This is a genomic window from Candidatus Methylacidiphilum fumarolicum (assembly GCF_949774925.1).
Lineage (GTDB): Bacteria > Verrucomicrobiota > Verrucomicrobiia > Methylacidiphilales > Methylacidiphilaceae > Methylacidiphilum > Methylacidiphilum fumarolicum.
Genome location: NZ_OX458932.1, coordinates 1,086,869 through 1,100,981, shown reverse-complemented (window position 1 = coordinate 1,100,981; position 14,113 = coordinate 1,086,869). Strand labels below are relative to the sequence as shown.

General features: G+C 38.9%; 11 protein-coding genes. 9 read left to right on the top strand and 2 right to left on the bottom strand.

What is annotated here, in order from left to right; translation table 11 throughout:
• The first annotated feature begins 26 nt into the window (after nucleotides 1-26).
• The gene (locus QOL44_RS04990) at nucleotides 27-449 is read left to right on the top strand and encodes an ExbD/TolR family protein (protein WP_009058912.1); all 423 of its coding nucleotides are present in this window, start codon (nucleotides 27-29) and stop codon (nucleotides 447-449) included.
• 13 nt (nucleotides 450-462) lie between these two features.
• The gene (def, locus tag QOL44_RS04985; RefSeq protein WP_009058913.1) at nucleotides 463-1,035 is read left to right on the top strand and encodes a peptide deformylase; all 573 of its coding nucleotides are present in this window, start codon (nucleotides 463-465) and stop codon (nucleotides 1,033-1,035) included.
• Between the two features lie 136 nt (nucleotides 1,036-1,171).
• On the opposite strand, the gene QOL44_RS04980 is transcribed toward def, so the two are convergent.
• Both QOL44_RS04980 and QOL44_RS04975 read right to left on the bottom strand, forming a co-directional pair.
• Nucleotides 1,172-1,444, bottom strand: coding sequence for a glutaredoxin family protein (locus QOL44_RS04980; RefSeq protein WP_009058914.1), 273 nt, complete (start codon nucleotides 1,442-1,444; stop codon nucleotides 1,172-1,174).
• Nucleotides 1,445-1,472: 28 nt separating this feature from the next.
• Nucleotides 1,473-2,270 (bottom strand): chlorite dismutase family protein, encoded by a 798-nt coding sequence (locus tag QOL44_RS04975; protein ID WP_009058916.1) that lies wholly within the window; start codon nucleotides 2,268-2,270, stop codon nucleotides 1,473-1,475.
• A gap of 403 nt (nucleotides 2,271-2,673) precedes the next feature.
• Here QOL44_RS04975 and lptB point away from each other — a divergent pair, with 403 nt between their 5' ends.
• The 7 genes from lptB to QOL44_RS04940 all read left to right on the top strand — a co-directional run bounded on the left by lptB (nucleotide 2,674) and on the right by QOL44_RS04940 (nucleotide 13,838).
• Nucleotides 2,674-3,387, top strand: coding sequence for an LPS export ABC transporter ATP-binding protein (lptB, locus tag QOL44_RS04970; protein ID WP_045086916.1), 714 nt, complete (start codon nucleotides 2,674-2,676; stop codon nucleotides 3,385-3,387).
• 175 nt (nucleotides 3,388-3,562) lie between these two features.
• On the top strand, nucleotides 3,563-5,464 hold the full coding sequence (locus tag QOL44_RS04965) for an ATP-dependent helicase (protein ID WP_009058919.1): 1,902 nt from the start codon (nucleotides 3,563-3,565) through the stop codon (nucleotides 5,462-5,464).
• A 12-nt stretch (nucleotides 5,465-5,476) separates the two neighbouring features.
• On the top strand, nucleotides 5,477-8,962 hold the full coding sequence (dnaE, locus tag QOL44_RS04960; RefSeq protein WP_009058922.1) for a DNA polymerase III subunit alpha: 3,486 nt from the start codon (nucleotides 5,477-5,479) through the stop codon (nucleotides 8,960-8,962).
• Entirely contained in the window at nucleotides 8,959-10,041 is a 1,083-nt protein-coding gene (aroB, locus tag QOL44_RS04955; RefSeq protein WP_009058923.1) for a 3-dehydroquinate synthase, read from the top strand. The genes dnaE and aroB overlap by 4 nt, the downstream gene beginning before the upstream one ends.
• A 13-nt stretch (nucleotides 10,042-10,054) precedes the next feature.
• Nucleotides 10,055-11,005, top strand: coding sequence for a DNA-processing protein DprA (gene dprA, locus QOL44_RS04950; RefSeq protein WP_009058924.1), 951 nt, complete (start codon nucleotides 10,055-10,057; stop codon nucleotides 11,003-11,005).
• 15 nt (nucleotides 11,006-11,020) lie between these two features.
• Nucleotides 11,021-11,215, top strand: coding sequence for a hypothetical protein (locus QOL44_RS04945; RefSeq protein ID WP_045086661.1), 195 nt, complete (start codon nucleotides 11,021-11,023; stop codon nucleotides 11,213-11,215).
• Nucleotides 11,216-11,264: 49 nt separating this feature from the next.
• Nucleotides 11,265-13,838 (top strand): DNA topoisomerase III, encoded by a 2,574-nt coding sequence (locus QOL44_RS04940; protein WP_009058926.1) that lies wholly within the window; start codon nucleotides 11,265-11,267, stop codon nucleotides 13,836-13,838.
• Nucleotides 13,839-14,113 lie beyond the last annotated feature (275 nt).

Here is a 14,113-nt window from a genome sequence, read left to right as displayed (position 1 = left end):
CAAAAATATTTTTTCTATAACAAAACATGGAATTCAGACCTAAAAGTAATCGAAGACCGTTAATTAACTTAGTTTCTTTAATCGACATTCTATCCATTGTTTTGCTCTTTTTTGTCGTAACAACTACTTTTCAAAGAGAAGAACCTGCCGTTAAAATCGATTTACCTAAATCAGTGCGTTCCAAACCTGTAAGATCCGATCTTCCTAAAATTATCTTCGTTACCGAAGACAAGAAAATCTTTCTAGATAATAAACCTGTAGAACCTGAGCATCTCGGAGAACTATTGAAAAAAACAATTACTGAAAATCCCGATACCAAAATTGCCTTAAAAGCAAGCAAAAATGCACCTTTCGAAATAATCATACAAGTAATGGATGCAGTCAAATTTGCAGGAATTCCAAATTTACCTACATTTACTGCAGAAGAGGATAAAACCAACCAGAATTAATTTTGTTTCCATTATGATATTAAACATTATACTGTACGATAATCCGATTCTGAGAAAAAGAGGAAAGGCCATCGACGCCTTTGATCAGCAACTTAAAGATTTAGCCTCTGACATGCTTGAAACCATGGCCTTTTACAAAGGCGTTGGATTAGCTGCTCAACAGATAGGTAAAGCCCTTCAGTTTGCCGTTGTTGATGTCAGCGCCTCTAAAATTCCTTCTTCCTTGCTTATTGGCGGAAAACCTGTTCCAGTCGAAGAGCATATGCCGCTTTTTCTTATCAATCCTACCTTAAAATACACCCGATCCAAAGAAATAAGCAATGAAGGATGCTTAAGCTTTCCAGGACTTCGTATTGATGTTCCTCGGTCGAAAAGAGTCGAGGTCAATACTTACGATCTCAATGGAAAACCTCTAAAATTTGAAGCCGGTGGTTTTCTTGCCATTGCTATTCAGCACGAATACGATCATTTACAGGGAAAACTTTTTATTGACTATCTTTCAGCTGAACAAAGAAAAACAATCAAAGAAGACCTCGAAAAAATCAAACGAGGAGAACCTATTCTATCCAGTAAGGATAAGGAGTAATTAAAACTTGTATCCACACCGAAGCAAATAGATGCATGATTTTAGGCATAACTGTTATTCCACTTTATCCATTAATCCTGCCAATTAACCTCATTATCTAATTCAGAGCAAGAGAAGTCATTTTTGATCCCTTCCCTCATCTGTGCTTCCCGGTTGTGTCTTTTATTCTTTTTTTGTGAAAAAAATCCAAAAGTTCTTTTCCTCCAAAATCGGCAAGAACATCATCTTCCCATTCCAATGTAGGAGCTCTGGATTGGCCAGAAATCTTTACCATCCGCTGGTAAGATGCCTTGTCCTTCAAGACGTCGATACGCTGGTAAGTGATGCCAAACTTTTTTAAAAGATCTTCAGCTTCCTCACACCAAGGACAGCCTTCTTTTACATAAAGGATGATTTTTGCCTCTTTCATGCATTTTGAAAACTTCTTTGATTGTTTCTTATCTTTGAACTCTTTTTATTGCTTCATTTAAAGACATCTGCAGACCACAATAAAACGAACCGAACTCTGCAAATTTAGCGCTCACTGGATCAAAACGCATTTCATAAACGATCGACTTAATATCATATGGATCGTTTGCATATAAGCTTACCGCCCATTCCCAATCATCCAGCCCCGTAGATCCAGTGATGTACTGAACAACCCTCCCACTATATTTTCTACCTACTATCGCATGGCCTTTCATCAACTCCTTCCTTTCTTTAAATCCAAGAGCATACCAATTTTGACTGCTTTCCCTTTTTTTCCTCATTGGATAAAACGAGAAAAAGGGATAATTAGGCAAAGTGGGATAGAGCCGAACAGTGGTATAATACTCCATAGTTTTTTCAAAAGCACTCATTCGGTTCAAAAAATCCTCTGTTCCAGGTTGAATTCCAGAAGAAATTAATTCTTCTTCAAACTCTGCTCTTGTCGTAGTATATTCGGATTTTTCTGTCATCGAAAAAAAAGAATAATGAAGGTTCCAACCATCTAAGCTAAAAGTTTTTGTAAGCCTCTTTTCAAACTCCTGCATTTTATGCAAATCAGGTCCTAGAATCATAAATCCAATGTCACAATGGCACAGCATACAAAAAGTTGCGATTTGAAAACCTTCTTCGTTTTTAATTCGGTCAACTATAGAACCGACTTCAACTTCAAAATCTGGATGAAAATGCCCGCCTTTTCTTTTCCAATGGTCGATCGAAAAAAACAAATGAACAACAAAAAGCCCTTCTTTTGCCTTCAATCTATTCATTTAAAAAACTCCTTTTTGGATTGAATGATACTTGGTAGAATGCATTGTATCTATGGCATAATTACATTTTTTGAGCAAAAAATAGTATTGTAAAGTATCACTTTCTAAATGCTAATTCACATGCTTTTCTATAATGAATACAAAATATAGTGGCAATAGTTCTTCTTCTTCCACCAATGAGTTATCTAAAAATCCAAATGGTCTTTATACCAATACTATGCGTTCTCATTCCTTGAGTGAGGCCTTAAAAACCTTTAAACAAAAAACCCAACTGCCCTCCGCTTTCCCATCCAATGCTTCTCCTTTATCTTTAGAACAACCACGTCAAACTCCCTCTACCAAGTCCACTACCCAACTGATTTCCAAAGGCCCATCCTCCAAAGGAGTAAGTAGTGAAGCTCTCATTAGATCTGTTCAACTGGTGAAAGAATATGGTGGAAGAAAAGTGGTTAATGGTGTGGATCTTGTTGTTAACAAAGGAGAAATTGTAGGGCTTTTAGGTCCTAATGGGGCAGGAAAAACAACCACCTTTTATATGCTTGTAGGCTTAGTGACGCCGACAAAAGGAAAGGTATTTATTGAAAATGAGGATGTAACAAAAATGCCGATGTATAAGAGAGCTAGAAAAGGATTAGGATACCTTCCCCAAGAAGAGTCGGTATTTAGAAAGCTAACGGTAGAAGAAAATCTCATGGCTATTCTTGAATTTCTGGATATATCCAAGGAAGAGAGAATGCATCGGCTCGAAGAACTTATTCGTGATTTTGGGTTGGAGAAAGTAAAAAAAACCATTGCGATGTCTTTGAGTGGTGGTGAAAAAAGGAGGCTTTCTATAGCAAGAGCATTAACAACCTCCCCTTCGATTTTACTGCTTGATGAGCCTTTTAGTGGAGTCGATCCACTGGCTGTTTATGATCTGCAACAGCTTGTCTTAAGTTTAAAAGAACGGGGCGTTAGTGTGCTCATAACAGACCACAATGTCAGAGAAACTCTATCCATCGTTGATCGTGCTTATCTTATATATGAAGGAAAAGTCATGAGCCACGGCACAAGTGAATTTTTAATTAACGATCCCATCACAAGAGAACTCTATCTTGGTCCACGATTTAGCATGTAAAATCTCTTCCTTTGCTATTTTTTACCAACAAAAAAGTCGAATTGTACTATATTGTTTTCATTCTTATATTTCTTCATTTTCAATAGGTAGAGATGTGCCGAGAAAAGGTTTTTAAAAAACCGTAACTAGTATTTTTCCATACAAAACTACAAAAAAAGATAAAGAAAAGAAGCCTGTGATCGATTACGAATCTGAACTCAACGAAGAACAGAGAAAAGCGGCAACCGCTCCACTTGGTCCAATCCTAGTTATTGCAGGAGCTGGAAGCGGAAAAACTCGTACTTTAACCTATCGGGTTTCCTATTTGATCGAAAAACAAATCAAACCCGACCACATCCTTCTAGCCACTTTTACCAATAAGGCTGCTAGAGAAATGCTCCACCGAGTTGATCGGCTTGTAAGAACTGATACCTCCAAAATATGGGGAGGGACTTTTCATCATCTTTGCAATAGGTTTTTAAGAAATCACGCTACAGCCATAGGTTTCGAGCAAAACTTTACGATCATAGACAGGGAAGATTCCCTAAGTCTATTGTCTGAATGTATTCAAGAATTGAATATACAGCATAGCGGCAGACTTTTTCCTTCTGCAGAAGCTCTCCTTGAAATTTTCTCTTTATCAGTCAATAAAGTAAAGCCTCTTTGGAAAATCATCGATGAGTCTTTCCCTCATTTTTCTGCTTATACTGAAGACATTTCAAAGCTTCAGAAACTCTTCAACGAACGGAAAAAAAAGTCTCAGCTTGTAGATTATGACGATCTCCTATCCTATACGGTAAAACTTTTTCAAGAAAATGAAAAGATCTGCCGCTTTTATCAATCTTATTTTGAGTACATTCTTGTCGATGAATATCAAGATACTAGTCGGATTCAAGCAGATTTCATCGATATGATCGCTCAACACTCTCATCAAGTCATGGTGGTAGGAGATGATGCTCAAAGCATTTATTCCTGGCGCGGTGCAGAAATTGAAAATATCCTTACATTCCCCAAAAAATACCCTTCAGCTTTAGTCATTAACATAAAGACAAACTATCGAAGCACGCCCGAAATTTTAGCTTTAGCCAATGCAGCCATAGAAGGCAATCAGTTCCAATTTCCAAAAGAATTAAAAGCCATTAGGAAAAGTCTCAAAGAAAGCAAGCCACTTCTGCTTTGCTGTTCAACGGCTGCCACTCAATCAATGGAGATTGCAAATTATATCGAAAAATTTAAAGCTCAGGGTATCGATTATAACGAAATCGCTATTCTCTATAGAGCCCATTTTCACGCATTAGAAATCCAACTTGAATTGACTCGCAGAAAGATTCCTTTTGAAATAACTAGTGGCATCCGTTTTTTTGAACAAGCTCATATAAAAGACATTTGTGCCTTTTTACGATTTTACATCAATCCATACGATGAAACTGCTTTCAAACGAATTGTAAAAATGTTTCCTGGAGTTGGACAAAAAACGGTGTCAAAGCTTTGGGAAGAATATATAACTATCACCGGTTCAATAGAAAAACTCAGCCCCCCCAAAGTCGCATCTAGGGCATGGAAAAATTGGTTAGAGCTCCAAAAAATGTTAGCTTCTAAAGAGTATGAAAATAATCCTTCAAAACAACTCGAAGCTGTTCTTAATGGAGTGTATATGGAGTATTTAAAAGTCCTTTATGAAAGCTATCAGAAAAGACTCGAAGATATCGAAGGGCTTATTAGTTTTGCTTCCAATTACGATTCCACCGAAGACTTTCTTTCTCAGGTTTCCTTGCTAACGGGAGTGGATACATCCCAGGAAGAAAAAAATGGGGTGCGCTTAAGTACGATCCATCAAGCCAAAGGATTGGAATGGAAAATAGTTTTTTTAATTATGCTATGCGATGGACTATTCCCTTCCAATTATTCGTTAAAGCATGCAGCCCTCCTTGAAGAAGAAAGAAGACTTTTTTATGTCGCTGCAACCCGGGCAAAAGATCAACTTTTTCTATGTTATCCCCGCAGCAGATCTTTTAATTATAGAGAAACTCTTTATCTCCCCTCACGTTTTGTTGAAGAAATCCCAAAAAATCTTTTGGTCGAAGCAAAACTGCCTTAATCTATAGCTATTATGAGTGATGGCTTTGTTCATCTCCATCTCCATTCAGAATACAGTCTTCTTGATGCATCCGCTCGAATCAAAGACATCGTCAACAAAGCTAAACAGTTGGGCATGCCAGCGGTAGCGCTCACTGATCATGGAAATCTTTACGGGACGATCGAATTTTACAAAGCTTGCATTCAAGAAAACATCAAACCCATCATCGGCTGTGAAGCTTATATAACTGCTGGAAGCCGATTTGACCGCAAAGGCAGCAGAGAGAAAATCTACCATATTACTCTTTTAGCTAAGAATCAACAAGGATATAAGAATCTTTTAAGACTTATTTCCTTATCTCATCTAGAAGGATTCTATTACAAACCCAGAATCGATCGGGCTCTGCTTAAAGAATGTGGCCAAGGGATTATTGGTACGAGTGGCTGCATGAATGGGGAGATTCCACAAAAGATTTTGGAAGAAGATATCAAAGCAGCTAAAAACCTTGTCGAAGAGTATAGCCGTCTATTTGAGCCCGATTGTTTTTATTTAGAAATACAAAACCATGGCTTAAAAGAAGAAGCTACAATAAGAGAAGTGCTCGCTGATTTTTCTAAGAGTTTGGGACTGCCTTTGGTTGCTACTAATGATGTCCACTACATCGAGCAAGAAGACTCACAATTCCATGATGTTTTACTCTGTATTGGAACAGCCAGCCAGATCAATGATAGTAAAAGAAAGAAATACCCTTGCGCTGAATTTTACTTCAAATCCCTTCAACAAATGGAAGAGCTTTTTAAGGAATATCCTCAAGCACTAGAAAACACTTTGACCATAGCCAATCAATGTGATGTTACCATTGAGTTAGGTAAAAACCGGTTTCCTGCCTATCATCCTCCTGCTCCCTATAGTCAAAAAGAATATTTAAAAAAGCTCTGTTATGAAGGCTTAGAAAAAAGATTTGGCGACAGGAACTTAGAGGAAAAGGAGAAAATAAAAGAAAGATTGGATTATGAACTGTCCGTAATAGAAAAGACAGGTTTTTCGAGTTATTTTTTAATAGTATGGGATTTTATCCATTATGCCAAAAAAGAAGGCATTCCTGTAGGTCCAGGGAGAGGCAGTGCAGCAGGTAGCCTAACAGCCTATGTCCTAGAAATCACTGATATTGACCCTTTAAAGTATGGATTGGTCTTTGAAAGATTTCTCAATCCACAAAGGGTTTCGCCTCCTGATATTGACATCGATTTTTGTTATAACCGCCGTTCAGAGGTTATTGATTATGTCAGGAAAAAATATGGGGAGAGATCTGTCGCCCAAATTATTACTTTTGGGACGATGGGAGCAAAGATGGCGGTAAGAGATGTTGCTAGAGTGCTGGGCCTAAGCTATCAAGAAGCGGATCGTATTGCCAAGATGATCCCAACTGACTCGTCAATGACCATAGAGAAAGCCAAAGAACTTAATCCGCTCCTTCAACAACTCTATGCTCATGATCCACAATGCCAAGAAGTTCTTAATATCGCCTCCAAACTGGAAGGATTAACTAGACAGGCCGGAGTGCATGCAGCTGGGGTTGTTATTTCTGATGGAGATTTGCTCGATTTTGTCCCTCTTTCTCGCGGAGATCATGAGGAAATAGTGACTCAATGGTCCATGGAACCTATTTCAGAAATCGGACTGCTGAAAATGGATTTCTTAGGGCTAAAAACGCTAACTGTCATTTCTGAATGTTTGGAGCTTATAAAAAAATGCGGGGAAAATCAAACTCTTGACCCAAATCGTTTTCCCCTTGATGACAAGAAAACATACGAGCTTTTGGGCCTTGGATGGACCATAGGTGTATTTCAGCTGGAATCACCAGGTATGGTTGAGCTAGCTAAAAAACTTAAACCAGGAAATATCGAAGATATCATAGCTCTAGTAGCCCTTTATAGACCAGGACCAATGGAAAATATTCCTGCGTATGCTGAGAGAAAGTTAGGCAAGGTGCCTATAACCTATGATCATCCTCTTTTAGAACCGATTCTAAAGGATACGTACGGGGTTATGATCTATCAGGAACAAGTCATGCAAGCGGCTAGCGTGTTGGCCGGTTATTCTCTAGGAGAATCAGATCTTCTGAGAAGAGCCATGGGTAAAAAAAAGCCTGAAGAAATGCGAAAGCACCGAAGCCTATTTGTAAAAGGATGTAAGGAAAAAAACAACATTCCTGAAGAAAAGGCGAACCAGATTTTCGAAACGCTGGAAAAGTTTGCTGGTTATGGTTTTAATAAAGCTCATAGCGCCTGTTATGGTTATTTGGCTTATGTTACTGCTTATCTCAAAGCAAACTTCCCTGTATTTTACCTTTGCACGCTTTTATCTAACGAGTTAGGAGACACCGAAAAAATCTCCCAACTTGTTTCCGAATGCAGACGAATGGGTATAGCCGTTTTACCCCCCGATATTCTCAAAAGCGAGGTACGCTTTTCAGTAGAAAATGGAGCGATCCGCTGGGGACTTTCAGCAATTAAAAACGTAGGAGAGTCTGTTGCTGAAGCAATAGTACGAGCAAGGAAAAAACATGGCGATTTTACTTCCCTGTATGACCTGTGTGCGCATCTTGACTGTCCATTAAATAAAAAGTTCTTAGAAAGTCTGATTAAATCGGGTGCTTGTGATAGCCTTAGAAAAAGTAGAAAAGAATTGCTTGAGAGTCTTGGAGAGGCAATGGCTGCGGGAAACAAAACTTCCAAAGAAAGGTTAAGTGGCCAACAGAGTCTTTTTGAAGAAACCAAAGAGAATAATCCTAATGCTTCTGGAATAGCCGAAGAGTATCCACTGAACCTTCGGCTCCAATGGGAAAAGGAACTATTAGGAATCTATTTAAGTGGTCATCCAATTGATGAATGGATTCCTCTGATCAAGTTATTCCAACAAATCCCAATTTCCCAGCTTCAAGAGCTGGCTGATAATACTCGGCTTTACATCCCTGGAATTATCACTCAAATTGAGAGAAAGACTTCCCAAAAATCCAAAAAACCCTACGTGAAGCTTATGCTCGAAGATCAGACTGGACATATCGAAGTCATTCTTTTTTCCGACACATTTCAATCGACTCCTTCCAGTGAATGGGGAGCAAAGGCTTTTATTGTAGATGGTCAGATAAATAAAAAAGAAGAAATTGTTTCGATTCGATCTTCACATCTTTTTACCATAGAAGAAGCTATTGAGCACTTAAAACCCATGCTTTATTTGACCATTACTGAAGAAAACTGGACCCCAAACCACTGGAAGAAGCTGCACGATATTCTTTTAAAGCATCCAGGCAATGCTCCTGTTGTATTAAGGTATCTAACAAAAGAACTCGTATGCGAAATCACCACCGGCGAAACCTTTAAGGTAAATGTTTTTCCTTCTCATCTGCCTTCCCTTTTGCAGGAGTTAACTGCTCTGCTCCCTCAAGACTCCTTAAAACTGAAATTTAATAAATCTCCCCACGACCATTCTAAGCAAAGATCACTTCACTACTCATGAATAACGAAAATCTTATTATAAGGGTATCAACCCCAAGTAGAAACTATTTGGTTCGGATAGGCAGAGGCCTCTTACAGTCAAGTGGTTTGCTTGCCTCCCAATTAGGTTTGAAAGACCGAGTCGTTCTTTTACATGACGAAGCAGTCAAAACTTATGCCCTTCAAATAGTTGATTCACTGAAAGGCTATGGCTTCAAACCTGAGATTATTTCTATTGCTTCGGGAGAAAAATCAAAAAGTTTTAGGACTCTTGAAGCAATTGTCAAAAGGCTTGCAGATATGAAGTTGGATCGCAAAAGTACGCTACTAGCTTTGGGCGGGGGTGTTACAGGCGATCTCGTTGGATTTGCTGCTTCTATATTCCTTAGAGGAATATCTTTCATTCTCATTCCTACAACCCTTTTAGCAATGGTTGATAGTTCTATTGGAGGAAAAACAGGCATTAATCTTCCCCAAGGAAAAAATTTAATTGGCTCTTTCTATCAGCCACTTGAAGTATGGATCGATCCAGAAGTTTTGCATACGCTCTCACCAAGGCTCCTCAGTGCAGGTATGGCTGAAGTCATCAAATACGGAATGATTGCTGAGGAAAAGTTGCTGGAGGAGATTGAAAAAAAAGAGGAAGCCAATCTCCTTGATCTGATAAAAAGAAGTGTTGAAATCAAAGCAAAAATAGTAAGTGAAGACGAACAAGAAAAAACTGGGAAAAGAGCTATTCTCAATTTTGGCCATACTCTAGGACATGCCCTAGAAGCAGCCAACAAGTATAAAGATCTTTTGCATGGGGAAGCCGTTGCTATCGGAATGCATGCTGCCTGTTTGCTCTCCAATTGGTTATTGGCTTTTCCACTATCTGCGATTGAAAGATTAAAACACATTTTGCAATTATACTCATTACCTCTGACCGCTACAGGGTTTTCTAAACAAGCAATCTTCCATGCCCTTGATTTAGACAAAAAAAGAGTTCAAGGTGTTAATTCTTGGATTCTCCTTCAGTCAATCGGTTTTCCTGTTGTTAGCAAAGAGGTAAAAAAAGCCGATATTGATCGAGTACTAAAAGAAATCGTACAAGGCCGCTAATCGAACTGTTGGCATGAACAATGATTACAAAGTAAGACTTTATCTTCGATTTTTACAAATTCCGGAAATAGGATCGGCAACGGGAGCAAAAATCATGACCGGTTGTGGTGGCATTGAAAATGTCTTCAATGCTACATCAAAAGAGATTGCTGAAAAATGTGGTTTAAGCCAAAAAATCACTCAGAAAATTTTCCTGCCCATTGATGAATATAAGATTAATGAGAAAATCAACCAGTGTAGGAACCTTGGCATAGAGGCAATTTGTTACGAGGACCCTACGTATCCTTCGGTACTCAAAGCTATTGATTCTCCGCCCTTACTGCTTTATTGCAAAGGACAGATTCCTAAAAAATGGAACTATGGTATTGCCATCGTGGGAAGCAGAAATCCAACCCCTTATGGCATAAAAATAGCTAGAAGACTCGCCTATCAAATTGCTAGGGTTGGATTTGCTGTCATTTCAGATTGTGCTTTGGGTATAGATACCCACGCTCATCTTGGAGCTCTAGCTGCAGAGGGAATTACATGGGCCGTAATGGGTTCAGGACTGGATAGGTGTTATCCTCCTCAGAATCTTGAATTGTTAGGAAAGGTCATGAAAAAAGGATTGATCCTTAGTGAATTTCCTCCTGGAACAGCACCTAGCCGATCCACAGTTTTTCTCAAAAATAGGATTATTAGTGGCTTATCTATTGGGGTGGTGGTTGTGGAAGCTGCTCAGGGATGTGCCTCCCTTTTAATTGCTCGCATAGCTCTGGAACAGGATAGACAACTTTTTGCTATTCCTGGTCGAATAGACAATCCCTATGCTTTTGGCCCCAATCAGCTTATCAAAGAGGGAGCAAAGCTTGTATGTGCCTTAGAGGATATTCTTGAAGAGATTAGTTATTTATCCCCTTTGGTCTATTCAAAGACAGGGGATAAAGCGAGAGCCTCGAAAATTAAACTGTCTAAGGATGAATAACAAATATATCTAGCGATGGATGCTGAAGAAAATTCTGTAGCAGAATTGATCAGAAAAGCAGGGTTAGTTTTCGCTACCTTGTTTTCTGTATTAAATCGATTAGAGATGAAAAAAAATCGCTTGTCTACTTTCTGGAAGGTGTTATTTCCGGACGTTATAAAGGGAAAAACTAGAATGGCTCATTTAGATGCTTTTAGATTTCTTGTGTAAAATATTTTAATAAATATCATTGAATAAGCAAAACAAACAAAAGAACGAGATGGGTAAAAAATTGGTTATTGCAGAGAAGCCTAGTGTGGCTCAAGATATTGCCGAAGCTTTGGGAGGATTTCCTAAAGGACGGCATGCGGTTTATGAAAATGAAAAGATGGTGATTAGTTCAGCAGTCGGACATGTCGTTGAACTCTGCCTGCCTGCGGAAATGGATGTTCGACACAAAAAATGGTCTTTAGCCAACCTCCCCATTCTCCCAGCTTCCTTTTCCTTAAAACCGATAGAAAAATCGAAAGAAAGACTCGATCTCCTGGTTTCTTTGCTCCATAGAGAGGACATTGATCTGATTATCAATGCTTGTGATGCTGGAAGAGAAGGAGAGCTTGTTTTCAGGTATCTCATTCGCTATGCGAATGTCAATAAACCCATACAAAGGCTTTGGCTTCAGTCGATGACCAAAGAAGCCATTATCGAAGCCTTTAGAAATCTAAGAACATTAAACGAAGTAGAGGGCTTGGCCTGTGCAGCAGTATCAAGATCAGAAAGCGATTGGCTTATTGGCATAAATGGAACAAGGGCCCTTACCGCTATCCATTCCAAATCCAATGGATTTAGGCTAACTTCCGTCGGTAGAGTGCAGACTCCGACCTTGGCAATGGTTGTAGCGAGGGATAAAGAAATCCTTCAATTCAAACCACAGACTTATTGGGAAATCGTGGGAACATTTCGATCCCGTCAAGGAGAATATAAAGGGAAATGGTTTTTAGAAAAAAGCTCTCAATCAGACAAAGAAGACAATCACCCTGAACGGCTATGGAATCAGGAACAATGTCAGAAAATTGTGGAAAAATGCTTGAACAAATGGGGGAATGCCACTGAAGAAAAAAGACTTTCCTTACAGTCCCCTCCCTTACTCTTTGACCTTACAACACTTCAAAGAGAAGCTAATTATCGTTTAGGCTACAGCGCCCAGAAAACCTTACAGATTGCGCAATCCTTATATGAAAATCACAAACTGATTACTTATCCACGGACGGATTCTAAATTTCTTCCTGAAGATTATGTCGACAGAGTCAAAGAAGTGCTGAAAAGTCTTTCTACTGAATCATTTCTAGCTTTTGCTAGAGAAATCTTAGCTCATGGATGGGTGAATCCAAAGAATAGGATCTTTAATAACCAGAAGGTTTCCGATCATTTTGCCATTATTCCAACAACTAATACCCCTAAATCCCTCAATGCTAGTGAGGAAAAAATTTATCAACTTATTGTAAGAAGATTTTTGGCTTCCTTTTACCCTCCAGCCGAATGGGATGTAACAAAACGGATTACAATTATTGAAGAGGAAGCTTTTAAAACCGAAGGCAAAAGCCTTAGATCCGCTGGCTGGTTAAAAGTTTATGGAGCCGTACAATCTACAGAAAACAAAGAGGAAAAGGAACAATCGCTCTGCCCAATCGAACAAGGAGAAAGAGTTTTAGCTATTGCATTGGAAACCATTACTAAAGAAACAAAACCCCCAGCTCATTTTACAGAAGCAACCCTTCTTTCAGCCATGGAAAGTGCAGGCAATCTTGTTGAAGATGAAACGCTTCGTGAAGCCATGTCGAAAAAAGGGTTGGGAACCCCGGCAACCAGAGCTGCAATTATTGAAGGATTGATAGAAGATGGTTACATTCGAAGGCAAAAGGGGAAAGAACTTTTGGCTACCCCAAAGGCATTTTCTCTCATTGAACTGTTGGAAGCTATCAATATCCACACCTTAAGATCCGCTGAACTTACTGGAGAATGGGAATTTAAACTACAGCAGATGGAAAAAGGGAACTATCCTCAAGAAAAATTCATGAAGGAAATCTACCAGCTGACCGAATCGATTGTCGAAAAAGTCAAAGCTTTCGGTTCAATCGATAATTTTAGAAAACCTCTTCCCATTTCTAGTCCTCAAGGCCATGCCATCGAAGAAACCTTGTACGAATACAGATCCCTTGATAACTCCTTTCGATTGACAAAGTATATCGCTGGACGGCCGCTATTTCCCAACGAACTGGAAGGTCTGCTTACCAACAAAGAAATTGGCCCTCTTAAAGGCTTTTATAATAAAAGCGGGGATCCTTTTAGCGCCTCTTTAAAATTAGATGACGAAAGTGGTCATGTCAGTTTTGGTTATGAAAAAAAGGAACCACAAGAAAACATTGAAGAAATTCTTTCTGAAGAATCTCTTGGAAGTTGCCCTCTGGATCAAGCATCGGTAGTGGAAACTAAAGGATACTATGCCTGTGCTAATTTTTTTCAATCCTCGCAAAATGGAAGCCGCAAGTGTACATTTAGAATAAATAAAGAAATTCTTGGTCAAGAATTATCCAGAGAGGAAATGCAAAAGCTTCTGAAAGAGAAAAAGACCTCTCTTCTTACCCAATTTCGATCTAAAAAGAGAAAGAAAAACTTTTCAGCCCATCTTGTTTTGAACGAAGAAGGAAAGATCAGCTTCGAATTTCCTGCTAAGGAGAGCAAGAAGAATGGAGCTATTAGCCGATCCAAAAAAGGAGAAACTTCTAAAAAAAGAAAATCCTCAAAAAAAACCTCCGAAACTAAAAAGAAGCCATCTCCAAAAAGCAAGAATTAATGACCATCCATTCACCCATAACCCTCTTAGGTTATCTGAAAACCGTTTGTGCTGTGTAGTTGAACCACACTAAGAGCTATTGTTAAAATAGGTTTTAGAAAAGCGAAAGTCTCACTTTTGCTCTAATTAGGCAATGTTCCATGGTCGACAGCTCTAGATCAGAGAATTCATTAGCTATAGCAAGCTTATTAATTAGAGAGTATGATGGCTTAACAACCCTTGAATGGAATCCGAAGGAAAGTATTCTTTTAGAAACTTATTTTCCTTCTTAACTT

Coding starts and splice junctions, on each gene's coding strand:
- QOL44_RS04990 (WP_009058912.1), top strand. CDS start 27: ATGGAATTCAGACCTAAAAGTAATCGAAGACCGTTAATTAACTTAGTT.
- def (WP_009058913.1), top strand. CDS start 463: ATGATATTAAACATTATACTGTACGATAATCCGATTCTGAGAAAAAGA.
- QOL44_RS04980 (WP_009058914.1), bottom strand. CDS start 1,444: ATGAAAGAGGCAAAAATCATCCTTTATGTAAAAGAAGGCTGTCCTTGG.
- QOL44_RS04975 (WP_009058916.1), bottom strand. CDS start 2,270: ATGAATAGATTGAAGGCAAAAGAAGGGCTTTTTGTTGTTCATTTGTTT.
- dnaE (WP_009058922.1), top strand. CDS start 5,477: ATGAGTGATGGCTTTGTTCATCTCCATCTCCATTCAGAATACAGTCTT.
- aroB (WP_009058923.1), top strand. CDS start 8,959: ATGAATAACGAAAATCTTATTATAAGGGTATCAACCCCAAGTAGAAAC.
- dprA (WP_009058924.1), top strand. CDS start 10,055: ATGAACAATGATTACAAAGTAAGACTTTATCTTCGATTTTTACAAATT.
- QOL44_RS04945 (WP_045086661.1), top strand. CDS start 11,021: ATGGATGCTGAAGAAAATTCTGTAGCAGAATTGATCAGAAAAGCAGGG.
- QOL44_RS04940 (WP_009058926.1), top strand. CDS start 11,265: ATGGGTAAAAAATTGGTTATTGCAGAGAAGCCTAGTGTGGCTCAAGAT.